The organism is Bacteroidia bacterium (assembly GCA_026932145.1).
Classification (GTDB): domain Bacteria; phylum Bacteroidota; class Bacteroidia; order J057; family JAIXKT01; genus JAIXKT01.
Genome location: JAIXKT010000008.1, coordinates 89,894 through 115,113, shown reverse-complemented (window position 1 = coordinate 115,113; position 25,220 = coordinate 89,894). Strand labels below are relative to the sequence as shown.

At 38.7% G+C, this 25,220-nt stretch carries 21 protein-coding genes; 11 read left to right on the top strand and 10 right to left on the bottom strand.

Features of this window, described 5'->3' with window-relative positions:
- Positions 1-79 precede the first annotated feature (79 nt).
- On the top strand, positions 80-1,027 hold the full coding sequence (locus LC115_03530; GenBank protein MCZ2355757.1) for a VWA domain-containing protein: 948 nt from the start codon (positions 80-82) through the stop codon (positions 1,025-1,027).
- A 1-nt stretch (position 1,028) separates the two neighbouring features.
- On the opposite strand, the gene LC115_03525 is transcribed toward LC115_03530, so the two are convergent.
- From LC115_03525 to lysS, 4 genes are all read right to left on the bottom strand, one after another.
- Positions 1,029-3,170: a VWA domain-containing protein gene (locus LC115_03525; protein MCZ2355756.1), complete on the bottom strand. Its 2,142-nt coding sequence runs from the start codon at positions 3,168-3,170 to the stop codon at positions 1,029-1,031.
- Positions 3,167-3,547 carry a 30S ribosome-binding factor RbfA gene (rbfA, locus tag LC115_03520; GenBank protein ID MCZ2355755.1) on the bottom strand — a complete coding sequence of 127 codons (381 nt, stop codon included), beginning with the start codon at positions 3,545-3,547 and terminating at the stop codon, positions 3,167-3,169. Before rbfA ends, LC115_03525 begins: the two co-directional genes overlap by 4 nt.
- A gap of 104 nt (positions 3,548-3,651) precedes the next feature.
- Positions 3,652-5,145, bottom strand: a complete 1,494-nt coding sequence (locus tag LC115_03515; GenBank protein MCZ2355754.1) for a glycosyltransferase family 39 protein — start codon at positions 5,143-5,145, stop codon at positions 3,652-3,654.
- A gap of 90 nt (positions 5,146-5,235) precedes the next feature.
- Positions 5,236-6,759 carry a lysine--tRNA ligase gene (lysS, locus tag LC115_03510; protein MCZ2355753.1) on the bottom strand — a complete coding sequence of 508 codons (1,524 nt, stop codon included), beginning with the start codon at positions 6,757-6,759 and terminating at the stop codon, positions 5,236-5,238.
- A gap of 161 nt (positions 6,760-6,920) precedes the next feature.
- Here lysS and LC115_03505 point away from each other — a divergent pair, with 161 nt between their 5' ends.
- The 7 genes from LC115_03505 to LC115_03475 all read left to right on the top strand — a co-directional run bounded on the left by LC115_03505 (position 6,921) and on the right by LC115_03475 (position 14,489).
- Complete coding sequence (locus LC115_03505; GenBank protein MCZ2355752.1) at positions 6,921-7,424, top strand: NUDIX hydrolase; 504 nt, start codon at positions 6,921-6,923, stop codon at positions 7,422-7,424.
- A gap of 74 nt (positions 7,425-7,498) precedes the next feature.
- On the top strand, positions 7,499-8,923 hold the full coding sequence (locus LC115_03500) for a tetratricopeptide repeat protein (protein ID MCZ2355751.1): 1,425 nt from the start codon (positions 7,499-7,501) through the stop codon (positions 8,921-8,923).
- The gene (locus tag LC115_03495; protein MCZ2355750.1) at positions 8,913-9,686 is read left to right on the top strand and encodes a phosphosulfolactate synthase; all 774 of its coding nucleotides are present in this window, start codon (positions 8,913-8,915) and stop codon (positions 9,684-9,686) included. The genes LC115_03500 and LC115_03495 overlap by 11 nt, the downstream gene beginning before the upstream one ends.
- A gap of 7 nt (positions 9,687-9,693) precedes the next feature.
- Entirely contained in the window at positions 9,694-11,520 is a 1,827-nt protein-coding gene (locus LC115_03490; GenBank protein ID MCZ2355749.1) for a tetratricopeptide repeat protein, read from the top strand.
- Positions 11,521-11,594: 74 nt separating this feature from the next.
- Positions 11,595-12,875, top strand: coding sequence for a methylmalonyl-CoA mutase family protein (locus LC115_03485; protein ID MCZ2355748.1), 1,281 nt, complete (start codon positions 11,595-11,597; stop codon positions 12,873-12,875).
- A complete protein-coding gene (locus tag LC115_03480; protein MCZ2355747.1) occupies positions 12,875-13,522 on the top strand; it encodes a hypothetical protein in 648 nt (215 codons plus the stop codon). The genes LC115_03485 and LC115_03480 overlap by 1 nt, the downstream gene beginning before the upstream one ends.
- Before the next feature lie 136 nt (positions 13,523-13,658).
- Entirely contained in the window at positions 13,659-14,489 is an 831-nt protein-coding gene (locus tag LC115_03475; protein MCZ2355746.1) for a universal stress protein, read from the top strand.
- Between the two features lie 7 nt (positions 14,490-14,496).
- Here LC115_03475 and LC115_03470 read toward each other — a convergent pair whose 3' ends face one another.
- Genes LC115_03470 through LC115_03460 form a run of 3 tightly spaced genes read right to left on the bottom strand, consistent with a single transcriptional unit; the run spans position 14,497 to position 16,241 of the window.
- A complete protein-coding gene (locus tag LC115_03470; protein ID MCZ2355745.1) occupies positions 14,497-14,955 on the bottom strand; it encodes a type I restriction enzyme HsdR N-terminal domain-containing protein in 459 nt (152 codons plus the stop codon).
- On the bottom strand, positions 14,955-15,722 hold the full coding sequence (locus LC115_03465) for a hypothetical protein (protein ID MCZ2355744.1): 768 nt from the start codon (positions 15,720-15,722) through the stop codon (positions 14,955-14,957). Before LC115_03465 ends, LC115_03470 begins: the two co-directional genes overlap by 1 nt.
- A gap of 6 nt (positions 15,723-15,728) precedes the next feature.
- Positions 15,729-16,241, bottom strand: coding sequence for an FKBP-type peptidyl-prolyl cis-trans isomerase (locus tag LC115_03460; GenBank protein ID MCZ2355743.1), 513 nt, complete (start codon positions 16,239-16,241; stop codon positions 15,729-15,731).
- 166 nt (positions 16,242-16,407) lie between these two features.
- Between LC115_03460 and LC115_03455 the strand changes: the two genes are divergently transcribed.
- The 3 genes from LC115_03455 to cutA all read left to right on the top strand — a co-directional run bounded on the left by LC115_03455 (position 16,408) and on the right by cutA (position 18,362).
- Entirely contained in the window at positions 16,408-16,980 is a 573-nt protein-coding gene (locus LC115_03455; protein ID MCZ2355742.1) for a UbiX family flavin prenyltransferase, read from the top strand.
- Positions 16,981-17,040: 60 nt separating this feature from the next.
- Positions 17,041-17,814, top strand: coding sequence for an AMP nucleosidase (locus LC115_03450; protein ID MCZ2355741.1), 774 nt, complete (start codon positions 17,041-17,043; stop codon positions 17,812-17,814).
- A 224-nt stretch (positions 17,815-18,038) separates the two neighbouring features.
- The gene (gene cutA / locus LC115_03445; GenBank protein ID MCZ2355740.1) at positions 18,039-18,362 is read left to right on the top strand and encodes a divalent cation tolerance protein CutA; all 324 of its coding nucleotides are present in this window, start codon (positions 18,039-18,041) and stop codon (positions 18,360-18,362) included.
- An 11-nt stretch (positions 18,363-18,373) separates the two neighbouring features.
- Here cutA and LC115_03440 read toward each other — a convergent pair whose 3' ends face one another.
- From LC115_03440 to LC115_03430, 3 genes are all read right to left on the bottom strand, one after another.
- Positions 18,374-20,488: a penicillin acylase family protein gene (locus tag LC115_03440; protein MCZ2355739.1), complete on the bottom strand. Its 2,115-nt coding sequence runs from the start codon at positions 20,486-20,488 to the stop codon at positions 18,374-18,376.
- 126 nt (positions 20,489-20,614) lie between these two features.
- On the bottom strand, positions 20,615-24,046 hold the full coding sequence (locus LC115_03435; protein MCZ2355738.1) for a GHKL domain-containing protein: 3,432 nt from the start codon (positions 24,044-24,046) through the stop codon (positions 20,615-20,617).
- Positions 24,043-25,209, bottom strand: a complete 1,167-nt coding sequence (locus tag LC115_03430; protein MCZ2355737.1) for an aminotransferase class I/II-fold pyridoxal phosphate-dependent enzyme — start codon at positions 25,207-25,209, stop codon at positions 24,043-24,045. The genes LC115_03435 and LC115_03430 overlap by 4 nt, the downstream gene beginning before the upstream one ends.
- Between the last annotated feature and the right edge of the window lie 11 nt (positions 25,210-25,220).

Genomic DNA, 25,220 nt, shown 5'->3' with positions numbered 1-25,220 from the left:
ACTAATTTTCGCTTCCTAACTTAGTTATCAAGTAATTAAGTTAGGGATATTTTCTTATTCGATGATTTTTTAGGAGAAATTGAGTTCTTTTGTCTTTACTTATCCTGCTTGGTTTTGGTTGTTGGGGGTTATACCTCCGTTAGCGGGATATTGGTATTTTCGTTTTTATCGTGCTCGGCGGCCTCGTTTAGTTGTAGCTTATTTACCCGCTAAAAAAGGATATTTTTTGGGGAAATTATATGTTTTGCCTATTTTACAGCTATTAACGTTAGTAGCGGTTGTTATTTCTTTGGCAGGCCCTCAACGGCTTATGGGGGAAAAAGAATCCGTATTAGCGGGGCAGCGTTGGTATGCGTGGGTTGATATTTCTGCCAGTATGGATAAACCTATAGAAAATACTTCGGCAGCAGCAATTTCTTGGCTTTGTTTTGAACAGTTGCTGCAAAAACGCCCAACTGATGAAGTTGGCTTAGGTGTTGTAGGTAGCCAGCCTATTGTTATTTCGCCACTCACAAATGACCACGAACTCCTAAAAGAAATTTTTAGACAAGTTCCTATTAATCAACTGCCCAGAAATCAATCAAATCTTTCTGATGCTATCTTAACGACCGTTCCGCTTTTGTATGACAGTTCGGTGGCTGCACGCCATTCAGCTATTGTATTGCTAACAGACGGGGCTTCTAATCAAGGAGTTTCATTACAATCATTAGTGCCGATATGCCAAAAAAACCAAACCTCAATCTATATTATCGGTATTGGTATTGACTCAACAAAGCAAAATATTGATTATCAGGAACTAAAGAAAGTTACTGATGGTACAAATGGGAGGTTTTATGCTTTAAATAGTTCAGAAGAAATTATAAGCTGTATAACAAACATCACTTTGGCATTAGAAACAGGAAGAACTAAGCAGCTAATTCCTGAATATTTAGATTTGGCGACTTACATTATTCCGGTAGCGGTAGCGGGATTTTGTGCCTACTTGGTCGTTATGCTAATGGGTTGGTATAATCCATTAGAATTTTAAATTACAGCAACCCGAATCTTTTTCGGATAATCCATTCGGCAGAGAAAGCTATCAAGATTACAATCATTGGCCAGATGTAGCGTTGTAGCCCTCTTGTTTGGCTTTTGGTGGATATGGCCGGCTTTAGGTGCGGTAGCTGGAGGATTGCATTCGTACTTTGGCTTAGTTCGCGCAGATGAAATGCTTGCCCTCCTGATCGTATCGCTAACTGACGCATTAGCGAAGCGTCAGCACGAAGTTCCAAAAACTCAGGCTCATAAGAACCTACCGAAAAGCGCCCTTGGTCTTTGCCCAACTGAATGTTATTTTTAGTGGCCGTAGCTTCATAAGAATACGTTCCTGCCGGTAATGCCGGAATCTCCACAGAATAACTTTGGTTGCTTTGGGTTAAAAAATAGGGCTGTTTTTTTCCCGAAGCATCAATAAGTGTGAGTTTTATCTCTGCATCGTGAATTGGTTTGTAAGTATCATCATAGAGTTCTCCCCGAAAAATGATTGGGTCATCTCCTGAAAATAGATTTTTGGCCGGAACTACTCGAAATTTACGTTTATCTTGGCGGGTAGTCAACCATTGGGCAATGTTCTGAATCCAAGTATCAAATTGGTCAAAAGAATTTGTTTCAAGGAAGCAGTTCATTCGGTATCGCCACCAGTTTTCGCCTATCATAACCACATTCTTTCGGCCACGGAAGTCCTGAAAAGCAAGTATCGGATAGTCTAAGGCTACATTTTTGATTTTAGCTTTTCCATAGATTTCGGTTGGGCCATTCATTTTCCAGTCAGAGTTATTTCGCAACAAGGGGGGCGAAGACTTTATCCATTTCAGAAAAGACTCATCAAAGGTATAGGTGGCGTGCATTTGATAGCGGTCATCGAAATACAGAAAGGCATCCGAAAAACTCTCTGTATAATTTTGGGGTGTAAAGGCAGCAAATTCCGGCTGACGGTTAGAGATATTAAAGCGGGTTTGGCTGCCATAAACATGCCAAAGCGGAATATTTCTATGCGTAACCTCCTGATAAACAGCCTCAAGTATTTCTCTATCAGCCGGGATACTGGGGAAGTTGTATAAGATAACTAAGTCAAGTTCTTTTAATTCATTCTGGGTAGGCTGGGTATAAAATTCGTTGTTAGATTTTCGGATAAATTCTTTCAGCTGAAATTGTGCTGTATTGGCAAAGGCTTTGTAAAACGCACCTAAATCCGGATGAGGGCCTCCCGCAATAATCCCTACCTGAATGCGGGTGTCTTGAACCTGAATGAATAACTTCCGGCGGTTATTGTGATAGCTAATTTCATTCTGAATTGGTTCTATCTCAACTTCATACATCATCAAGCCCGGTTCTTTGGGTTTTACTGACCAATCTAAATCCCGCTGTGAATTTGCCGATGACAAAGTAACTGTTTGGGTTTCTATGACCGTATTTTGGCGCTTTAAGTTGATTTTTACTGTTTCTTGCTGAATCCCTTTGGCTGTTATGGTGGTTCTGATGGGCGTTTCTGCATCCACAAAAGTTATTTCGTTGTAAATCGCTGCGGAGATAAGAACGTCTTTACGCTGAACAGTATCTCCGGCTAAATAGGTAAAAATAGGAATCGGAATTTTATCTATGTCATAAATGGGGTTGCTCCCTTCAGTAGGAATTCCATCTGAAATATAAGAAATCGCTGCAACATTTTGATTATGAAATCTATCTGCTACATATTGCAACGCATTGCTCAGGTTAGTGGCACTTGCATCAAACTGCAATGAATCTGGGTGCAATGGTTTAACGTCCTTACCAAATTTCAACAGGACTGTTTGGATATTTTGCTCCTTTAATTTCTCCTGAAACTGCTGAATTTGCTTCGGTAATTCTTGCCGCAAAAAATTTGAATCCGGAGAGGCTGTCATACTCTTAGAGTTATCTTGAAGCAAAACAACTAACGGGGGGTGTTTTTCCTGAAAAATAGCGGTTAATAATGGCTCTAAAAGCAATAAAAACAACAAAAAAAGCCCTATCCAGCGTAAACTAACTAAACTATAACGAATCCGGTTAGAGAGCGGAATAGGAAGTTTATAGTATGCCCACCAAGCAACTATTCCGGTAAAAGCCAATACCCCTAAAACCCCAAACGGCGAAACGGATAAACTTAAATTCACAAGTCGTTTTCTTCAAGAGGAGGATTAACAGCCGAGTTTTTATGAATATTTTGGAAAATAGTATCTAAGCGTGCTGCTTCTTTGGGAATTTCATCTTCAAAAAAATGCAGCTCCGGAACGGTACGCATTTCATGCCGAAGCCTACGTGCCAACTCATGCCGAATAGGCACCTGAATACGATTGAGTTCTTCAAAAACCTCAGATGTACGTGTATCGGGAAAACAAGAAATATAAACTCGACAAATAGAAAAATCCGAAGAAACCCGAGTGTCACTTACCGTAACAAGCGCCCCAGATGCACTCAACTTTGAATGCAAAATGGTACTTAACTCACGCTGTAATAACCGAGCAACTTTTTTTTGCCGTATAGTTTCCATTAGCCAAACTAAAAACCTGCGAAATTAGGGAATTTTAACCGTTCTTTTAACTGTATAAAACAAAATTTGCGCTATTAAATACTTCTTCCCAAAATCCACTAAACTTATATAGCCTTTTTTAAGCGATATACCCTAACGCTTCCCCGCTCTAACAGAAGTTTATCTATGTATTGAGTAAGGCTATTTTGAGAAACCATATCTGCTGAATCAGTATATAGATATTCTGCACCTAACGAAATCATACTACTTAATTGTGCGGGAGTTAAATTATTTTCCTGAAAGCCCCAGCCCTTTTTGTCAATATAATAAAACATAATAAAGTGGGAATTATCGTTTCCGGCTACTACTAAGGTGTTTTTAGGTGCAATCTCTCGTAACTCATTTTTGTAAATAAGCCAATCTGGGTTAAAGCCGGGTTCATTCAAATCCCAACGATACTGCATCCTCAAATAACACGTAATCGGAAGAATAAGTAACAAAAAAACACTAAAATATTGAATATAAGACTGTTTTGAACAAAGTAGCTGATAGCCACCATAAGCAACCAGCATAAATAGCAACGGAAAAAACGGAAAAAGATAATAATCATGGATTTTTTGGATTGCATTTAGCTCAAACAAAAAGTAAATTAGAACCATTGTGCTTAAACCCAATAACATCAAAAACTTTTCATCACGATACGATTTTTTCTGATACAAAAAATAAAAACCCGCTATAAAAAAAGGCAAAGACCCATAGTTGAGCAGCAATTCCGGTAATGTAGAAATCAAATTATGGTGCAAATAATCAATCAATGACCATATTGAATCCTGATTATCCAACATTCCGGATACAATTGAGTTTCCATGCCATTGTGGGATCACAACAGCATACCAAGCTAAGGGAAAAATCCCCCAGCTAAAAACAGCGATACCCTGTAACCACAAAGAACGAGTAACACCGTTTTTGAAGATATTTTGTGCCAAAAAAATAATTGGAACGATAAAATACAGGATAAACGGAAGTTTACAAAGTGCTGCAATAGACAGAAATAACCCGCTAAGTATGAGCTTACTGACTTTTTTGTTTTGGTACCACAAAAAGAAGAAACTCAGCCCCCATATTGCACAGCACAATGCCATATTATCCGGCAAAGGATTTATGGTGTAATAATAAAAACACGGTGAAAAGTTAAATGCCCAAGCCCCAAGCAAAGCAGCAGATTCCTGATTAAAAATATTTTTTAGCAAATAATACATTCCCAGCACTGATAATAAGCCTGTTAGGAACATTATTATTCTGGTTATCAACACACTATTTCCAAATATATGATAGCTGCAAGCAACTAACCATTGCATCAGCGGAAATTCCATTCTGAAAATACCATCTCCATTCCCTCGGTCGTTTCTCCGCGGGTTTAGTATGTTCATATCTTCTTCATAGAAATTAACGATATTGGACTGGGTTTGGGTTTGCCGCCAAACGTGTATGCTAATCAGCTCTTTAGAAAAATGATTAAAGTGCATCAAAAAGCTGATAACGGCAATAGCAATCAAAGTTCCAATTCTAAAATATCGTTTAGAAAATAGAGATACCCAAAAGTTATCGGCTGCTTCCATAGAATTGGAGGATTTATATCATTTTTTGTTTTACCAAACCGGAAATGTTTAGGTTATTTTTATCAGGTTTTTGGGTAAATGCCGCCCACATTATTGTTCATTTTTTTCGGGGCGCATTTGCGGGAAAAGTAATACATCTTGAATAGACGGCTGATTGGTTAAAATCATGGTTAATCTGTCTATTCCGATTCCCAACCCGGCAGTAGGCGGCATGGCAAATTCCAAGGCACGTAAGAAGTCTTCATCCAGTGCCATTGCTTCATCATCTCCACGTTTGGCTAAATCTAATTGTTCCTCAAAACGAGCCCGCTGGTCTATTGGGTCATTTAATTCTGAATAGGCATTGCAGATTTCCTTACTGTTGCAGATAAGCTCAAAGCGTTCAACCAAGCCGGACTTTGTTCGGTGTTTCTTCGATAATGGGCTCATTTCCAACGGATAATCATAAATAAATGTAGGCTGTATCAGTTGTCTTTCCACACATTCTCCAAAAATAGTATCAATCAATTTAGATTTTCCCATAGAAGAATCTATCGGGAGTTTTAAGGCTACACAAATAGCTTTGAGTTCAGCTTCGGTAGCATTAGAGATGTCATAACCAGTAAAGTTTTGAATCGCTTCAAACATGGTGAATTTTTTCCACGGGCGTTGAAAATCAATTGTATGTTCTCCAACTGTGATTGTGGTTGTGTTATGCAGGGCGAGCACTACTTGTTCTATGAGTTCTTCTACGAGGTTCATCATCCATCGGTAATCTTTGTAGGCCACGTAGAGTTCTACTTGGGTAAATTCGGGATTATGGAATCTGGACATTCCCTCGTTTCGGAAGTCTTTGGAAAATTCATATACTCCGTCAAAGCCGCCAACGATAAGCCGTTTTAGATAAAGTTCATTAGCAATTCGGAGGTAGAGTTTCATATCCAAGGCGTTATGATGTGTAACAAAAGGTTTGGCCAATGCTCCGCCGTGAATAGGTTGTAAGATAGGGGTTTCCACCTCTAAGTAGCCCCGTTGGTTAAAGTAATTTCGCATTGTGTTTACGATTTGGGCGCGTTTTTGAAACACCATTCGGGTGTGCGGGTTCACCACTAAATCCACATAACGCATTCGGTAGCGTAAATCAGGGTCCGTAAAAGCGTCATACACAACGCCATCTTTTTCTTTGGCAACCGGTAGCGGACGTAGTGCCTTAGAAAGAAGTACTATTTCCTGAACATGAATTGAAGTCTCACCTGTTTTTGTCTTGAAAGCATATCCGATAACGCCAACGATGTCTCCTAAGGAGAATAATTTTTTGAATACTTGGTCAAAATAGGTTTTGTCTTCATTGGGGCAGATGGCATCTCTTGCGATATAGAGTTGGATACGGCCTTGTGCATCATGGAGGTCAGAGAAGGCGGCCTTTCCCATCAGCCGTTTAGACATTAGCCGCCCGGCAAGGCGTACCTGCTGAAAAGACTCAGGATGCGCGTCAAAGCCTGCTAATATCTCCGCAGAATGATGCGTAACTAAAAACTCTGCCGCCGGATATGGCTCAATACCAAGACTTTTTAACTGCATTAACTCCTCCCGCCGAGCTAATTCTTGGTCACTTAAAGATAAACTCTCTGTCATTTAAGGTACAAAATTAGTGGCATACTACATTCAAAAGTATTTTAAGCAGACTTTTTTTATTAGATGCAAAAATTGGGGAGATACAGTTTTAACATCAGCCCCCGCCGATAACGGTTGGGGAGAACGTATCCTGATTATTTTTATTTACTTTGCTAAAATTTATGAACACACAAGCTTCTGATAAGCGGGTTGTAGTGCGGGTGTATGGGTTGTTATTTAACCCGAATAAAGAGGTGTTAATTACGGATGAAGAGCGTAACGGCTGGAATTTCAGTAAGTTTCAGGGAGGAGGTTTGGAGTGGGGAGAGGGTTTAGTAGATGCCTTAAAACGTGAGTTTTTAGAAGAAACAAATTTGCATTTAGCTGATATTCAGCATTTTTACACAACAGACTTTTTTCAGCAATCTGCTTTTAATACGAATGACCAGATTTTAAGCGTTTATTATCTAACTACGGCCTTAGGGGTTTTGCCGGGCAGCTTACCACCTCCTATTACGGAGTATAGTGGCACGTTATCTTTTCGCTGGATCCCCTTACACAAACTCACTCCGGAGTTATTCACATTCCCAATTGATAAATATGTTGTGGGCTTGTTAAAAAATACCGAACTTGCGCTCAAGTTTTTGACGGTATTTGTTGCATCTATTTCCTTCTTTTTCTCGTAGAAATATGTTAATTGCTGTGAAAGAATTGCACCTTGTTAACCTAAGTATTAATTTGATAACCTCATCTAAGTAAGATGGCTTTTTTTGATGACCCTAATAGTGAAGAAGACTGGAAGTCTGGTCAAATCCGGCAAGAAGCAAAGCTTTTTGAGGAAAAACTACGACACGGACACAGTTTTTTCATAGACCTGTACCAACTGGAAGATTTATTCAACTTTTATTATTCTGAAGATGCCTTAGTTAAGGCATTAAATCTGCTAAACTTCGCATTAGTTCAATATTCGGATAATTTAGAGTTGCTTTCCAAAAAAATTCTCATTCTACAAGAGCTTAATCGCTATGAAGAAGCACTCTCTTTGGTTGAAGAGATTTTAAAAAAACATCCTGATTCACAGGAATATACTTCGTTAAAAGCCTCTTTGCTAACCAATTTTGGCAAGCCTCAAGAAGCCCTTGAAGCCTTACGCAGTGTTTTATCCCAGACATCATCCGTTAACGCAGCAGAATTATACAACTTGATGTGTGATATTGCCATAGAAAACGAAGATTATCCATGCGCCATACAGCTATTTCAGGAAAAATTATCCAAAAAATTGGATATTCAAGACGATATTCCGGAAATAGCCTATTGCTTTCAAATGGCAAAGCAAGTTACCGAAGGCATTACTTTCTTAAATAACTATTTATCCCAAAATCCGTTTTCAGAAGAAGCATGGTACTACTTAGGTGTTTTACAATATGAAAATGCTGATTATCAAGAAAGTATTTGTTGTTTTAATTTTGCCATAGATTTAAAAGAAGATTATCCCTTAGCTTATTTCCATAAAGGGAATGCGCTTATGGAACTTGAACGTTTTCATGAAGCCTTGCCCGTATTGTTAGAAGGCGTTTATTATGATAAAGATAATCTGCCGATACTGCTTAGTATTGGAGATTGCTACAAAGAGCTACAGGAGTTTGAGCGCGCACGATATTATTATTCAAAATGTATTCAGCAATCTGAACTCATCGGTGATGCGTGGTTAGGAATAGCGGAAACCTTAGAATCCGAAGAAAAATACCATGAAGCTGCATATTATTACAAAAAATCAACAGAAATTGCTCCAGAGACTTCTGAGTCATGGTTTGGCCTTGCTATCTGTGAAAGTGAAATCGGTAACGAATACTCAGCCTTTGAAGCCCTAAAACAAGCCCTGAGTCTTGACCTAACCAATGAATATTTATGGCAAGCATGGGCAGAAAAACTGCACAAAGAAGGCGCGACCCATAGAGCTATCTCATTCTTAACGGAAGCTATCGAGTTTAACAGCACTTCTGTGAAACTGCTATACCAACTTGCCGCATACCAGTTTGAAACCTATCAAAGAACCAATGCTTTCATTAACTTAGAAAACGCCCTCTTGCTGGATTATAACCAGCACTCGCTGTTGTTTTACTTTTGTGAACAACTACAAAATGATGCCGACATTCATTCTATAATAGAACTATATGCCTCTTAATGAGTTATTTCCTTTAAAGAACCTCCCCGCCCGCCCGCAAAGACCTCGCCAATATGGCGTTACAATGATGATGGATAAAGGGCTATCACTGCGGGAGGTGGAAGCATTGCTCTCGGTATCCGCAGATTATATTGATATAGTAAAATTCGGCTGGACAACAGCCCTCTTTACACCACAACTTACCGAAAAAATACAGCTATACCAACAATCAAATATCGCAGTTTATTTCGGCGGAACTCTCTTTGAGGCTTTTCTGATTAGAAATCAGTTAGATGATTACAAACGCATGGTATCTCACTACCGGCTTACACATATCGAAATATCAGATGGAAGCACCAGCATACCACACGACCAAAAGCTATCTTATATCAATAGTTTTGCAAAAGACTTTACAGTGTTGAGTGAAGTGGGCAGCAAAGATGCCAATAAAGAAATTGCTCCCTATTTATGGGTTGATTCTATCCAGAAAGAATTACAAGCCGGATCTTGGAAGGTTATTACAGAAGCCCGAGAAAGCGGTACCGTGGGAATGTATCACGCAAGTGGCGAAATCAGAAGCGGCTTGGTGGACGAAATCGTCCATACCATTAAACCCGAACAACTCCTCTTTGAAGCCCCCCGAAAAGAACAACAAGTGTTCTTCATTAAGTTATTAGGCTCTAATGTGAACTTAGGAAACGTTTCCCCTAACGAAGTGCTGGGCTTAGAAACATTGCGCCTCGGCTTACGAGGAGATACTTTCAATACTTTCTTAGCTACATAAACGCTACATGGCTACCACTCGGTGTATCTGCTCTCTATTGGTGGGCTTTTGGCTCTTTGCTCTTAGCTTTCATTCATTTTCTCAGCCTATTTCCAAAGAAGTAGAGCTTGCTAATGAATACTTTAACGATGGAGAATACGAAAAAGCCGTTACTATTTATCTAAAACTTCTTAAAAGCCAAGACTCCGAAGATTATTACACATTTCGCATTGCAGACTGCTATCTACGCACCAAAAACTATGATGACGGCTTAGATTTCGCAACCAAACTATCCAAAAAGAACCCAGTCGCCTTTCAATACCAAGTCTTAAAAGGTAAGTTCCTGCAAGCCAAAGGGCAAACCGATCAAGCAACAGCTCTCTGGCAAGAAATAATCACCAAAAAAATCAAAAAAGAACCGGAATTTCGGGCAGTAGGCGCATCTTTCTTGCAGTTCAAAATGTTTAAATGGGCAGAAGATACCTATCTACAAGGGAGAAAAATCCTAAAAAATAATTATCTATTTGCCAGAGAACTGGCAAATATCTACTTAGAATCCGGCGAATACGAAAAAGCCGCTACCGAATGGGTAAACGTTTATTTAGAAAAGCCCATTACCTATAATGAAGTAAAAAACACCATTTTAAACTTTAGTAGTTCAGAAACCTCTGACGCTATTGAAGCCGGAATTCTGCAAAAAACACAACAAAACCAAAATGACCCTAATCTCAGAGATTTACTATTTGAGTTTTACATCGCAGCTACCAAATACGATGAAGCCTTTTTGCAAGCAAAAGCAATAGATAAACTCAATAAAGAAAAAGGAGAACGTCTATATCGCCTCGCGCAGATACTTCAAAACAATCAAGAATACGAACGCTCTAATGCCGCCTTAGATTATATCATCACCAACCATAAGGATTCCCCGTATTACTATCTTTCCTATTTGGAAAAAGCCAAAAACTTTGACTTCAAAATTTTTGACGAGAAAAAATTCGACACCCTCAGTGTCCGCTCGGCTATTCAAAATTATGACGCACTATTTGACCAATTCGGCCGTAAGGATAATTTCTTCGATGCCATGTACCGCAAAGCGTACTTAGCCGTATTTTATCTAAACAACTTAGATATTGCTATTCAAGAACTTACTGAAATTGAAAAGCTAAATGTTCCGGCTAACCAAAAAGCTAAGGCTAAGTTATTGTACGGCGACATTCTGCTGCTTATGGGAGATTACAACAAAGCGCGGCTGATTTACTCCGAAGTAGAAGATAAATTTAAAGAAGACCAAATTGGGGCACTTGCAAAGCTAAAATTTGCGCAACTATCTTATTACAAAGGTGAATTTGACATCGCCAAAGCACGATTAAAATCCCTCAAAGACAACACCAGCAATGATATTTCCAACGATGCAATACGCCTTTATCTACTAATCCAAGATAATATTGGCTTAGATAGCAATACCACAGCCCTCGAAATATTTGCCAAAATACAGCTTATGGTCTATCAACGGCGGTTAGATACCGCCTTAGTAATGTTAGACTCCTTAGTCTATCGCTTCCCGACACACCCCCTCGCCGATGAAATTATCTGGGAACGAGTAAATATCTTTTTAGCTAAAAACCAAACAGATAAAGCCCTATTTTGGATAGATAAACTCTTAGATGGGCATAGCGACGGGATTTATGCCGATGATGCCCTATTCAAAAAAGCAGAGATATACCAATTCGTTCTAAACAAACCCCAAGAAGCCCAAAAACTGTACCTTGACCTCCTGATAAAGTACTCAGGAAGTTTATACCGCGTTGAAGCCAGAAAAAGAATCCGAAAATTACGCGGCGAAAGCGTTAAGTAAAACCTATTTAGAAAACGATTATTCTGAATAATAATACGCAGCTTAGCTTATATTTGCGTAATATTTGTTGTATTGTGAAGTTTCAGGATTTATTTCCAAAGCCGGAAGCCGGAAGTTGGGAAAAAGCATTTTTTAAAGAAACTAAGATTGTGGGTGAAACCGTTCCGGAGGTTCGTAACCAAGAAGGATTATCGCAATCCTATTTTTACACCCAATCAGAACCGTTGGTTTTAGATAACCAAAAAGCCGGCTGGAAAATCCGCCAAAGAATTAATACCAAAAAACCTGAAGCATTAAAAAGCATCGAAAATTGCTTTAACAGTGGGGTCAATATATTAGAAATCAATAATATTCCTATTCTTTCAGAAATTTTAAAACCGGCTCAAATCGGCTTATATGAAGTTTCTCTTAGCCAAGTTTTAGCGGCTATTCATCAATTTTCCCAGCACCAAATTAGCTGGGCAGAGGGCTTTTTACCGTCCATTTTATGTTCCGGAATTTGGCACGAACCGGATTGGGAACAACTTATACAGTACATTCAAGGGTTTCAGAAGCCCTTGCCCATTTCAGTAGCTCCCGTTAGAAATGGCGGAGGAACAGTTGTAGATGAAGTAACAACAGCCTTATTAGCAATGGATTATATCGTTCAAGAGTTATTGGTCAGAAACGTTTCTCTTCACGAATTAGCCAATAGAATTCAACTTAGGTTTGCTACCGGCCCGCATATAATGAGCGAAATAGCCAAATATCGGGCAGTTCGTTTTTTATGGAATAAATTTTGGAAAGGCTATAATATTGATACTGAATCTATTCCGGCTTACCTAATTGCGGAGACAACGATTTGGAATTTTTCGCCCGCTGACCCGCACACAGATATTTTGCGGGCTACAGGAGCCGCTTTCTCTTCTATTGTAGGAACTGTTGATGAATTATTGATTTCCCCTTGTCCTGAATCAGCAATTTCTCCGGTAGAATTTGGGCTGCGTATAGCCAGAAACATACAGCATATCCTGAAAGAAGAATCTTATTTGGCCGCAACAGCAGACCCCTCAGCAGGGGCACATTATCCGGAAACATTAGCTCAACAGATTATTAATCAGGTAACAGCCAAATTAAAAGAACTTAATCCAAAGGGAAACCTTAAAACATTACTGCTCCATAACGAACTAACACCTGCTTTTGCCCTCCGTAAACAAGAACTCGTTAAGCGGTATCGGGAAAAACAGCAAAGCCTAATTGGGGTTACACATTATCTGAATCCAAATTCGATTAACGTTGATTTACCCAAAGTCTCTGCTGAGCGCAACACCGATTTTACACCCGTTAGTCAAACTCCCATTTACTTTTTACTATAATGAGATTTATTTTTTTTATTTGCTGCTTTGTTTTTATCGCTTTTTTCAATACTCGTGGGCAAAGCCATTTTGGGTTAAAAATTGCTACAACTTTATACCAACCGAGGATAGATATTCCGTTAAGCCCTCCTGGAGCAGGTATTGAAGTAGGCGGCTGTGCTAAATTTACTTTCGGAAAATGGCATCTTATGCCGGAATTTGGCTACTTTATGGGTAATTCTCGCTCAATACAATCCAATATTATCGTTTCCGGTGGCCTCGTGGTCAATGATGCCGGTGTCCGTGATCTTCAGCACTTTTTAAGTTTCTCTGGATTATGGAAATTTGATATTTTAACCGAAGAAAAATTATCTTTTACTATAGGTCCGGATTTATTGTACCGCATTGGAGTTACCAGAATCGTAGATTATGTGCCCCCCGGAGGAGATCCAGACCACCCCTTTCGCGAATCCTTTAAATATGACATCTCCAATATCAATAAAACTATTTTGAACATAAGGCTTGGGTTAGAATTTGCCCTCACCTCCCGAAAAAGAATTCAAACTTTTATTTATGCGAACTCAGTACATCAGGTTAATAAATATTTGTTTCCTACCGGTGCAGTAGTTGGGATTAAAGCCTATTACCATAAGCCCACAAAGTCATAGTTTTCTACAAACTTTATGTTTTTTATCTAAACGCATTAACTTATTGGTTAATAATTGTATTAGCCATTCACATTAAGATACGTTTTAGATTTTTTAACTATCCCAAAAAACCGTAAATTGCTTGCCAAAAGGAGTTATGTTTAAGCGGATTCTATTGCCAACAGACTTTTCTGATTATGCCAACAATGCACTTGAGTTTGGTATTACTATTGCTAATTTATCAGGTGCAGTACTTGATGTTGTGCATTTTTATCATGTAGGGTCATTAAAGAAAGACCTTTCTCCAGCGCATTTTGAATACGCAGAGAAACAGCTTTTTGCTGAAGCTGACCAAAAACTCGATGAACTTGGAAATCGTATTAAGGAAAAATATCCAACTATTCAGTTTAAGCTACAAGCACAATGGGGTATTCCCGAAATAGCCATACAAAGTTTAGCTAAAAAAGAACCATACGACCTCATCGTGATGGGCACTAAGGGCACTGGAACAAGAGATTTTTTGGGCAGCACTACTACCAACGTAATAGACAAACTCAGTATCCCTACCTTAGTCATTCCATTAAAAGCTAATAGCACTGATTTAAAGCATTTTGTATGGGCAAGCGACTTGGAAATAAAACAGGCTTCTGCGGTGCAGCCTTTGTTTGTTTTAGCTGGTTTATGTGAGGCAGACATCACTACCGTTTATGTGAGAGAACCACAGGAGTCAGAAACCACCTTAAAGGCAAACTTTTCAAAAATCATAACTCATCTTCCTGCTGATATTCAACACAAGTTGCATTTGCACACTTCTTCGGGTGAATTACTGCATGAGCTAAGCCGGGTAGTCCATTCATTCAAAACAGATTTACTGTGTATGGTTATGCGGGAACGTACTTTTATAGAACGTTTTTTAGACTCGAGCCTCACGACCCAATTAGCTGAAAATGTTGATCTTCCGCTATTAATTTTACATAAATCAAGTTAAGTCAAATTTAACGACTTCCCTTTGAGTACTGCAGAAATGAACGTTCTGAGGTATATTGCCAAGGAACTTGATTTGATTCTCGGTGCAGCCAATGTAGCCAAGCTCCGTTAGATATCCATAGCCAGCTAACGCTTGGGATTGCTTGCGCATAGTGGGCAACCTGAAAAATACTTTCAGACTCGGCTTGCTCCGAATTGGCTTTACATTCAGCTAATAATATTGGTTTGCCAAAGTTATTAAAAACGGCTATATCCCACCTTCCCGAGATGCCCGGCACAGTTCGCTCTACAGAAATTCTGGAAATCGGAATCATGGCATAGCAAACCAACCAAGCTATCATCCGTTGGCGAACGTGCTCTTCGGGAGTTGCTGCTATCCATTTTTTCCGAACACCGTCCCACAATTCTGAACGACCATCTTGAGTCCGAAACGGGGGCTTAAACTGAATCAAAAAGTCTTGCTCCATTAATCCCAATTATTGCCAATCATAAGTCCGATGTACCCACCCAAAAAATACTGTGGATTAGGCGTTATATCCATAATTGGAAGAGGTTTACCAAAAATATCTAATTGCAACCCAATATCTACAGCTCTAATAATCAAACTATTAGTGGCAATATCTAATTGTGTACCACTTTTAAGACGTAGTCCGGGTACAGCAGTAAAGTTACTCATACTCGTAAAGAAGTCAGCTTCGCCAACAATATCTTGAAAAACATATTGGCTACTATTTTGATCTATTTTAACGACCGCATTTCCTGTTCCGGGAATAGGTACGGCAACTTCGACCAAGTAAGGTTTAAGCATCGCCAAGCTAAATCCGGCTTGCGCATAGGCACTTAGATGCAATTTGGAAAACTCCGTCCTGCGTATAATTGGCTTTACAAACCCAAACTGAAAACTCACTAAATAGCAATAATTTAGCTTATCATAGATATAAGGTTTACCGCCTTGGTCTCTGTACAAAGATTCTATCCTGTTTTCTCTACGATTTTTGTAAGATGCTATATCTAAGCCAAATTTTAGGCCATGTTTATCCGTTATCCAACGAAGTTGATCTAATGAAATACCAATTCCATACGTATGCGCAAAAGCACCTAATGAAAAAGATTTTTTTCGTGTATGATTATAAGGGTCTGGCTTTAAATAACTTTGCGCAATAGATAGAATTGACAAGCCGTTAAAGAGCCATATTCCAATAATAAAACTGATGCGCAGATGCCATTTCAGCATTCGTAATTAATTATAGGTTCCTAATACTTCCACATCAAAAACCAATGTTGATTGTGGCGGAATTGCTCCCATATTTTGGCTTCCATAGCCAAGATCAGGAGAAATAATAAGCACTATTTTGCCCCCTATTTTACATAAAGGAATCCCTTCATCCCAACCTTTTATCACCTGCCCCGAGCCTATCTCAAACTCAAATGGCTGGCCACGCTGAAAAGAACTATCAAAAATAGCACCATCTAATAACATCCCATGATAATTTACAATCACTTTTTCACCTTTCTTGGGAAAGTTTCCACTGCCTTCAGAAACGATATAGTACTTTAAACCCGATGGAGTAGTTTTGATTTGAGTAGAATCAATGGTATAGGGAGTAAAAGAAGCTACTGTTTTGGGAGTGTTCGTAGTAGTTCCTTTATCTTCATAGGCAACCAAAGACTGTTTGGACTTTTCTTGACATCCAGATAGCAAAAACAAGCCAACCATCACAATACCAACTAATCGAGACGTAATTATCATCATACTTTGTGCAAATTTACAATTATATCAAATAAATAAATAGCTGAAATACGCTGTTTGCGGAAAAAAAGGTTGTCCTATCCATATTTCTTTTATTTTCAATATGGAAGTAATGCTCATTATTTTATCTGAAACTAACTTAACTAAATCTTTGTTTCTTAGCTAAGTGATAGCCAAACAAAAGTTAGTGATAGCGATAACGGGTGCAAGCGGCAGCATTTATGCTAAACGTTTGTTACACTATTTAGCTTTAGCAGCCCAAAATATCGAATTAGAAGTTGGAATTGTGGTTTCCAATAATGCGCAAATTGTTTGGCAGCAAGAACTTAACGAATTACCTCAATTCGTTTTTCCTGTTTTTAGCAGTCAAGATTTTTTTGCGCCCTTTGCTTCCGGCTCTGCCCGCTATCAGCAAATGGTTATTGTTCCTTGCTCTATGGGAACTTTGGGCAGAATAGCCCACGGTATCTCAGACAGCTTGATAACCCGCGCTGCTGATGTTATGCTTAAAGAACACAGAAAGTTAATCTGCGTAATACGAGAAACCCCCTTAAACTTGATTCATATAGAAAATATGAAATTGATAATCTCAGCCGGCGGCTTAATACTACCGGCCGTCCCCTCCTTTTATACAAACCCTCAAACCATAGAACAACTCATTGATACCGTTGTATTTAGGATTTTAGACCAGCTTTCTATCCCCCATAACGGGCTTCGGTGGGGGGATATTTTGCAGCCTTAATTTACCTCTTTCAAAAAATTATCACCTGTTTTTAGCTTATTTTAGCTTACTTTTGTTTTTATGAAAACAAAAGAAGAAATTGTTCGGGATTGGCTTCCCAGATATACCGGCAGACCAATAGAAACATTTGGCAGCTATATTCTTCTGACTAATTTTTATGATTATGTCAAAATGTTTGCAAACAAATTTGACGTAGAAGTAATGGGCACAGATAAGCCTATGCAAAGTGCTACTGCTGAGGGAATTACAATCATTAATTTTGGGATAGGCAGTGCTATGGCAGCTACCGTAATGGACTTAATCAGTGCGATTACTCCCAAAGCGGTACTTTTCTTAGGGAAATGCGGAGGATTAAAAAAGAAAAGTCAAATTGGGGATCTTATTTTGCCTATTGCAGCTATCCGAGGGGAAGGAACGAGCAACGAATATATCAGACCAGAAATACCGGCTTTGCCTTCCTTTCGTCTCCAGCGGTCTATTTCTTCCATGATTATAAAACATGAGTTAGATTATTGGACTGGAACAGTTTACACAACTAACCGTCGTGTTTGGGAACACGATGAAGATTTTAAGGATTATCTACGCCAAACACGAGCTATGGCAATAGATATGGAAACAGCTACCATTTTCGTTGTTGGATTTATTAATGAAATACCGCGAGGGGCTCTCTTGCTCGTTTCTGACAACCCCATGATACCCGAAGGTGTAAAAACATCCGAAAGCGATAAGCGCGTAAGTTCCCAATTTGCCCAAAAACACCTACAAGTTGGTATAGACGCTCTAATTGAATTAAAAAATAGAGGCGAATCTGTGAAACATTTGCGTTTTGAATAACGTACAAAAACAAATCTTATAGATTATCTTTTATCAAGCAGATTATTTGTAACCAAACTCTATCACAAAAGGTATATCTCCCATTTTATATTTTTAATATTATTTTTAAATAAATTTTATCGAAAAAACTCATATTTTATACCTATTTTTTTACTAAAATTCCGCAAAATACCCTACATTTGTGTCCGAAAAATTCTTCAAAAAAAACCTCTCAATCTATTAAAATGTTAAAGTTAGTTTATGTACCCTGTGTTTCTCGAACTGAAGCCGAGAATATATCAAAGGTTCTGCTACAAATGCGCCTAACTGCTCATGTACATATTTTGGATAATATCCGTACTCTGAGCATACAGGAAAATGAAGTAGTAGAAGAAATTCACGCCTTTATCATGTTTAAAACACATGAGGTTATGTTAGAAAAAGTAGTTCAGCATATTCGCTTACTGCATACTTTATATTCTCCAACAATACTTTCTGTTCCCGTTGATAAAGAAAATCCGTCTTATCTGGAGTGGCTACAGGAAACCAGTGGTGTGCAATTTCAATAGCCAAATTTTTGCTACTTAGGTGGTTTAGTTTTACTTTCTGCCTCCGGGGTGTACATTCTTTGTGCTTTTAGCAGCACTTCGTTCTTATCTAAAGACATTGTCTTGCGTTCATGGCAAATGAATAGATTCATTTGGTCAGTATAATGAGAGTCTTGCGGATTGTTAGAATTACCATACGGATGAATACTCTCTATTTTGGACAGTTTACCATTTTGATAAACTGCAATTTGTAATAAAGAACTTGTTCTATTTATGCGAATTACGCCCATTTTATTATCCGGTATTCCTTCACATGAGTGTAGCAACTGTGGTAATAAGGGCAGTTCAAGGGCTTTTCTATCTCGCACCAATTTTACAAATTCTTTTAGTGGAACTTGTAGGCCTTTGTGGTATTTACGCATCCAAGCATCCGAAAAAACGACCGCTTCTTTGAGTTGCTCTAATGAATATTGCAATCCATTTTGCAAAAACTGCGCTCTATCCGGGTTCACTACTTCAAATAACCGATTGAAAACCAGTAGAAAAAAAGCAATATTTAGATTTTTTTCAGAAACATCTAAGGTACATTGTTGCAATACTTTAACGGCTTCAATATATTTTTTTCCCAGCACACGAGGATCTAACTGACTGATTAGCAATCGTGATTTCTGAATAACATTATCTTTTGGGTAGTGGGTATCATAGATTATATTGACAATATCCTGATATGACAATCGGCCATTTTTAGCATTCATAATTTCTCGAAAACGCTTGGCCTTGTCATTATCTGGATTTAGCAGAAAGGCAGTGTTTTTATCATAGTGATTTGAATCTGGGTTTTCCGGCGGTGCGGTACATAAAAACGGAGAACCGCTGGTGTTATAGACGTATCCGCATACAGGATCTGCTACCTGCGGAAGTTTTTCTATTGGAATAAAACCCTGATAGATAAACTTTTGGCTATCTCCCTGCAAAATATTTATCCGGTTAAAATCAGTATTTCTTGGTGGTATCTTTCCGTTAAAAATATACCAAATTTGGTTATTTTTATCTCCATAAACAACATTAAAAAGGGGCATCTTCAATGATGATACTGCTTTGCGAAAAGAGTCAAAGTTTTCAGATTTACTCATTTCGTAGAGTTCTTGTACTGCACCAATACTGGAGAGTGCTGCTATGCTAAATGCATATACTCCATGCTTCGTTCGGATAGCAGGCCCATGAATTGTTTGCAGGATTTCTTTTGTTGCTTTCAATTCAGAAAATCCTGTTTTGGTAGCTACCGGAAGTGTTCTTTTTTGAAAATTTAGCCAAGCGCCTTCAAAACGATATTGCTCAGGGTTTTGTGGATTTATTTTCAATTGATAAATATCTATCAAATCAAGAGAATTATAGGTCAGACTCCATGCGTGATTTGGGGTAATTGCGTTTAACGGTAGCGGTATTCCGGGGAGAAAGGCTCCACTTAAAGTCCAGCCTTCATCACTATACAAATTTGCCTCAAAAAAATTTAGTGTGTTGTTTATTAGCCAATTAGGGTCGCTAATAATGACAGTAGAGGCATCGTCAGTTTTATTTGAATTAAATGCAAAGGCATTAGAGTCATAGTTTATTGAATGTCGAAACGGTTTTTGCAGTATCGTTGCTTCAAAAGCGGTATTTGCGCCAGATATAGTTGCAAATATTCCCAAATAGGCAACCTCTAAGTCTATAGTAGTAACCGGAAATAGTTTTTTCAGCCGTAGTTTAGATGGATTTGCGGCAGTATAAGCATTTAAGCCTTCGGCATATCCTTGCAAGATAGCCTTATATTCAGGAGAAAGTTCATGGTCAAATTTTTCGGTAACAATTTTTCGGGCATTTAACCATTCGAGAAAAAAGTCTTTTTTCTCTCCTTCATTTGTATTTAAGATTTTACTTAATCCTTTGGCAGGGGCTAAGTTTGCTTCTATTGAGGAGAAATCGTCTTCGCAATGTGCCCACGCAAGACCATAAGCTACGGCTGCATCTGTCTTTCCAAAAATATGTGGAACACCAAAGCTATCGCGCATAATAGTTATCTCTTGCGGCAAAATAACTCCCTGAGAGAATACATCGAATATCCCCAAACCATATATCAATCCGAAAAGAACTAAGTTTTTTACCAAAATTTTATTTACCAAGTTTTAGATACTTAATTTAGGCTTATTCGTGGTAAATTTAGGTAAATTCTAATTATTTTTCAACAATAAGAATTCTATCAATTTGTTTTGGGTAATTGTAGTATTTATGAATTATCCGGTAGTGATGGGAATTGTTACGATAAAAATTGTTTCGCCGGATTTGGAACGGAAGGTGATATTTCCTTGATAGCGGGTTAAGGTGTTTTTGCATTGAAATAGTCCTAAGCCCGACCCCTGCCCAGGTGGCCTAGTGGTAAAGAACGGCTCAAATATCTTTGACTGAATATCGTCCGAAACTCCGCAGCCGTTATCACGTATAGACACAACGGCGGTATTTTCTTGCTTAGAAACATGAATATTAATTTCTCCCGGAGCTCCGGTAGATTTAATACTCATGATGGCATTGTGCAATAAATTTCCCCAAAGCTGACTAAGTTCTTCTGGATTAGCCGTCAGTTTAATTGAATCATCTTCGGTAAAAATCACCTGAATGTCTTGGCGTAGTAAGTCTTCATATTCTTGCAATGCTTTTTGGATGGTATCATGTACCAAAACCTGCTCTAATGGAGATTCGCTTGTATCGGGTTCCAGACTTTTGAGAACAAAGACAACGCGTTGGGTTTTATCTACCGCTGTATCAATTGTTTTAAGGTAGGCTTTGATTCTATTTAGTGCCCACACTGATTCGAGGAGTTTTAGGCTATTAGGGTGTAGTAAGAGCAGTTGTAGTTCTTCGATATTTTCCCATATTCCCATATCTACAAGGGTAGCGGCGAGTTCGTCAGCATTTGTTAATTGCCACTTTTCTAATTCCTCTCGGATATTTCGCTTATAGGTACGCTGTTCCCTTGAGGTCAAGGAATGTGAAGCTGATAAAGACCGGTCAGCTAACAGTATCCAAAGTGGTAATGATGATGCGTCTAAGGTTGTAATAGCCTTCGGTAGTTCGTGAACAATTCTGGGTAGGATGCCATTCATATTAAAGACAGTTCCTTTGATTGCCCCCAAAGGTGTGTTGATTTCATGGGCAATATTGGTTACTAATTGCCCAATAGCAGCTAATTTTTCAGATTGAATGAGTTGATTTTGAGTAAGACGTAAGTGCTCTAAGGTTGTTTGTAGTTCTTCATTCGCTTGCTTTAAGTCGTATGTTTTTCGGGTAACTTCGGCTTCCAATTCAGCTTGATAGCGTTTAGAGCGTCTTTCACGGAGGTAGATAATACCTCCAATAATCATTATAGCTGCAAGACCATACAAGACTTTTACCCACCAAAGTCTATACCAAGGAGGTGAAATAGCAAAAGAAATTTGCTGAACCTGCTCTTCACTTGTCCCCGGTAAGTGGATTTTTACCGATAGGGTATAAGTTCCTTCCGGTAATTTTTCAAACGTTCTGGATGTCGCGGTAGTCCAGGGCGACCATTCGTCTTCTATTTCATCAAGTTTTGTAGCATACAATTGCTGGCCTAAGTTTCTGAAGTTAGGCGATCCATAGTTGATTTTGACGGTATTATATTTCCATGGAATCGGTTTTTCTGCATCAATAGTGGAATCAGCGGCGATTTTTGGAAAATGAATAACCGGTGGGAAAAGAGGTATTGTTGGTAGGGAGTCAAATGATGCATAGCGAGTTAGGCCATTTTCGGTAGCGAACCAGATAACGCCGTCCGATTCCGGGTAAATCACGCTGATATCATCATCCGGTATTCTGAATATTGGAGGAAGTGGTTTTTTGCGGTTAATGGGGTCATACCGAGCTGTTAAAACCTCGTTTTTAGCACCCATAGCCGAAGGCCCTGTCATCCAAACTACCTCATTGGCATCTTGAACCATCAGGCTGGTTTGGGCTTTTATGCCATTGGCAAATTCACTCCCAAAAGCATATTCTTTTTCAAAAATATTTTTGACTTTGTTATACCTTCTTAATCCGGAAGTTGTATTCACAATCCATTTATTTCCTAAGCGAAATAACTGGGTGTATCCGTTTGGGATTCCTTTACTTGAATCATAGAGCTGTATTTTGGGTTTTAAGCTAAATCCATCTGTAAAGTCTATTCTAACGAGACCATTATCAGTGCCTACCCATAAAATTCCGGCTACTTTATCTTCAATAAAGGAATTAACCGCTTTATCAAATTCTGCTATTCTGCCGACTTCTCGAAATCTTCCTTGTTCATATTTTAATATTCCGATACCATCCGTTAAACCGGCAAAAATATAGTTTTCAAATTTTTTGGATTCTAATAAACTTAATGTGTACCAGCCGCTGGTTTCTACAGGCTGATAGTTTTGGTTATGATACAGCGTTACGCCCTCCGTTGTGCCTATCAATAATCCATAGGTGGTGGATAATAGTGTGCGACAATCAATGCGCGCTGGGCTTTCTACCTTAAAATAAGGTAATTCCATACGGGTTTCAGGAGGCACCATACGGAAAAGACCTTGACTGGTAGCTACCCAAAGATAATCTTGGTGGCGCAATAAAGCATGAATATCTCCCTCTAATTTTCCCCTGCGGGTTATTGTTGAAAGCGGGGAAAGTAATTCAATGTAGGCAACACCTCGATTTAAGGCTACCCAAACACCCTGCTGTTTATCTTCAAAAACAAAGTTTATTTCGTTATCAATTAGGCCGGTTTTTTTGTTAAATACATTGAGCAATGAACCGTCCTTTTTTAAGATGACTACTCCACCGTAATTTGTGCCAATTATCAAGTTATCATTTTCAGTTATTGCTGCATTATATATTTCATTTTCAAAAAGATACGCATCAACTTCGGTGGCAAATTGGGTTATCTGAGAGTCTTTGTAGAGCAGTATTCCTTGTTTTTCGGTGGCACATAGAAGTCGATTTTCTGTAGGAAAAAGGGCAACAACTTGGTCGTTTAGGGCATCTGGGGTAGTTAGATGAACTAATTTTTGGGAGCCGGGAACTGGTGTAAATTCTGTGCCAACCAAATGAAGTAACCCGCGAGGGCTTTCCAAAACAAGTAGTGATTTTCCGTCAATAGCTGCGGTAATATAGCTCCCTGAAGTTTCAACTACCTGAATCTTAGCTCCATCAAAGATGAATATCTTTTTTTCGGTTACAAAATAAACTTTGCCGTTTAGGCAAATCGTCTGCCAAACATGCTCAAAGGTTTGCTGTTTTTGGGGAATATATTTGTTTAGTGATACAAATTGCTGTTCGTTGAGTTCATTTGATTTTAGGATACCGATTTCTCCGGTAGCACCTACAAAGATGTTTCCGGCGGTATCTGTGCAGAGCGAACGAACGGTGGTTCCTCGGTCTGTTGGGATTAGCCTCCAGCGTGCCCCGTCAAATTCTAAGACTCCGCGATTGTTTCCAACATATAATTTTCCGTATTTGCTTTGTGTAATTGCCCAGTTTTGTTTATCTCCACCAAATTGGCGGGTGTTGAAAAACGAAATGGGCTGTATTCCTCCCTCCAGATAACGTTGCTTGGACTGCGCAAATACTATTGACTGTAAAATAGTTACAAATAAAACGATACCAGAAAATAGTTTACCAGAAAATCTCATAACTGCTGAAGTCGTTCAACTGCCTGAATCAGTAATTCATCTGTTTTGGCAAAACACAATCGAATAAGTTTATTATCCATCCGATTATAGTAAAAGGCAGAAAGCGGGATAGCTGCAACTCCCTGTCTTTTCGTTAAATCTTCCACAAATTCCATATCTGATTTACCTGCAAATTCTTTCGTATTAAAAGATGCCAGCAAAAAATACGTTCCTTCACAGGGCAAAACTTTTAGAATTGTTTTAGCTAACAACTCTTTAAAGAAATTTCGTTTTTGCTGATACAGTTCCTGAACGCTTTGAGAATAAGTAGAAAATTGAGTAATGTATTCATAAATTGCTAATTGCAAGGGTGTTGCTGTTGAGAAAGTATTAAACTGGTGTACTTTTCTAAATTCAGTTGTTAGTTGTTTTGGGGCAACACAATAGCCTATTTTCCAGCCGGTTATATGTAGGCTTTTTCCAAATGAAGAGATAACAAAACTTCGGGATGCAAGTTCTGGATAGCGGCACATACTTTTGTGGGTTGCGCCGTCAAAGACCATAAATTCATACACTTCATCAGCAACAATAACAATATCTGTATGTTCTATTATTTTAATAAGTTCCTGAATATCACTATCACACAATATTTTTCCGGTGGGGTTGTGTGGTGAATTTAAAATAATTGCTTTTGTTTTTTGGGAAATTGATTTGCGTACAGATGTCCAGTTGATTGCAAATGTTTCTGGGTCAAGTGGTACAAACTTAGGTCTTCCGCCGGCAAGTTTTACGGCAGGCACATAAGAATCATAACAGGGTTCTAAGATAATTACTTCATCGCCTTCATGAATGATGCTGGCAATAGCGTTAAAGATCGCTTCTGTGGCACCTGATGTTATGGTGATTTCTGTATTCGGGTCATAATTTGCGCCATAGAGTGTTTGAATTTGGGTAGCAATTTGCTCCCTTAGTGGTTGCAGTCCCATCATTGGAGCGTATTGATTATGACCTTGTTGCATAAACTTAGCAGCCTTTGCAACCAAGTCTGCATCACACATAAAATTGGGAAATCCCTGTGCAAGGTTGATGGCTGCATACTCCTGCGCAAGTTGGGTCATTCGGGTAAAAATAGTTACTCCTTGGTCAGGAAGTTTTGAATGAAGGGGGTGTCCTGAATATTTCATAATTATTCGTA

Coding starts and splice junctions, on each gene's coding strand:
- rbfA (MCZ2355755.1), bottom strand. CDS start 3,547: ATGGAAACTATACGGCAAAAAAAAGTTGCTCGGTTATTACAGCGTGAG.
- LC115_03515 (MCZ2355754.1), bottom strand. CDS start 5,145: ATGGAAGCAGCCGATAACTTTTGGGTATCTCTATTTTCTAAACGATAT.
- lysS (MCZ2355753.1), bottom strand. CDS start 6,759: ATGACAGAGAGTTTATCTTTAAGTGACCAAGAATTAGCTCGGCGGGAG.
- LC115_03505 (MCZ2355752.1), top strand. CDS start 6,921: ATGAACACACAAGCTTCTGATAAGCGGGTTGTAGTGCGGGTGTATGGG.
- LC115_03500 (MCZ2355751.1), top strand. CDS start 7,499: ATGGCTTTTTTTGATGACCCTAATAGTGAAGAAGACTGGAAGTCTGGT.
- LC115_03495 (MCZ2355750.1), top strand. CDS start 8,913: ATGCCTCTTAATGAGTTATTTCCTTTAAAGAACCTCCCCGCCCGCCCG.
- LC115_03490 (MCZ2355749.1), top strand. CDS start 9,694: ATGGCTACCACTCGGTGTATCTGCTCTCTATTGGTGGGCTTTTGGCTC.
- LC115_03480 (MCZ2355747.1), top strand. CDS start 12,875: ATGAGATTTATTTTTTTTATTTGCTGCTTTGTTTTTATCGCTTTTTTC.
- LC115_03475 (MCZ2355746.1), top strand. CDS start 13,659: ATGTTTAAGCGGATTCTATTGCCAACAGACTTTTCTGATTATGCCAAC.
- LC115_03470 (MCZ2355745.1), bottom strand. CDS start 14,955: ATGGAGCAAGACTTTTTGATTCAGTTTAAGCCCCCGTTTCGGACTCAA.
- LC115_03465 (MCZ2355744.1), bottom strand. CDS start 15,722: ATGCTGAAATGGCATCTGCGCATCAGTTTTATTATTGGAATATGGCTC.
- LC115_03460 (MCZ2355743.1), bottom strand. CDS start 16,241: ATGATGATAATTACGTCTCGATTAGTTGGTATTGTGATGGTTGGCTTG.
- LC115_03450 (MCZ2355741.1), top strand. CDS start 17,041: ATGAAAACAAAAGAAGAAATTGTTCGGGATTGGCTTCCCAGATATACC.
- cutA (MCZ2355740.1), top strand. CDS start 18,039: ATGTTAAAGTTAGTTTATGTACCCTGTGTTTCTCGAACTGAAGCCGAG.
- LC115_03435 (MCZ2355738.1), bottom strand. CDS start 24,046: ATGAGATTTTCTGGTAAACTATTTTCTGGTATCGTTTTATTTGTAACT.
- LC115_03430 (MCZ2355737.1), bottom strand. CDS start 25,209: ATGAAATATTCAGGACACCCCCTTCATTCAAAACTTCCTGACCAAGGA.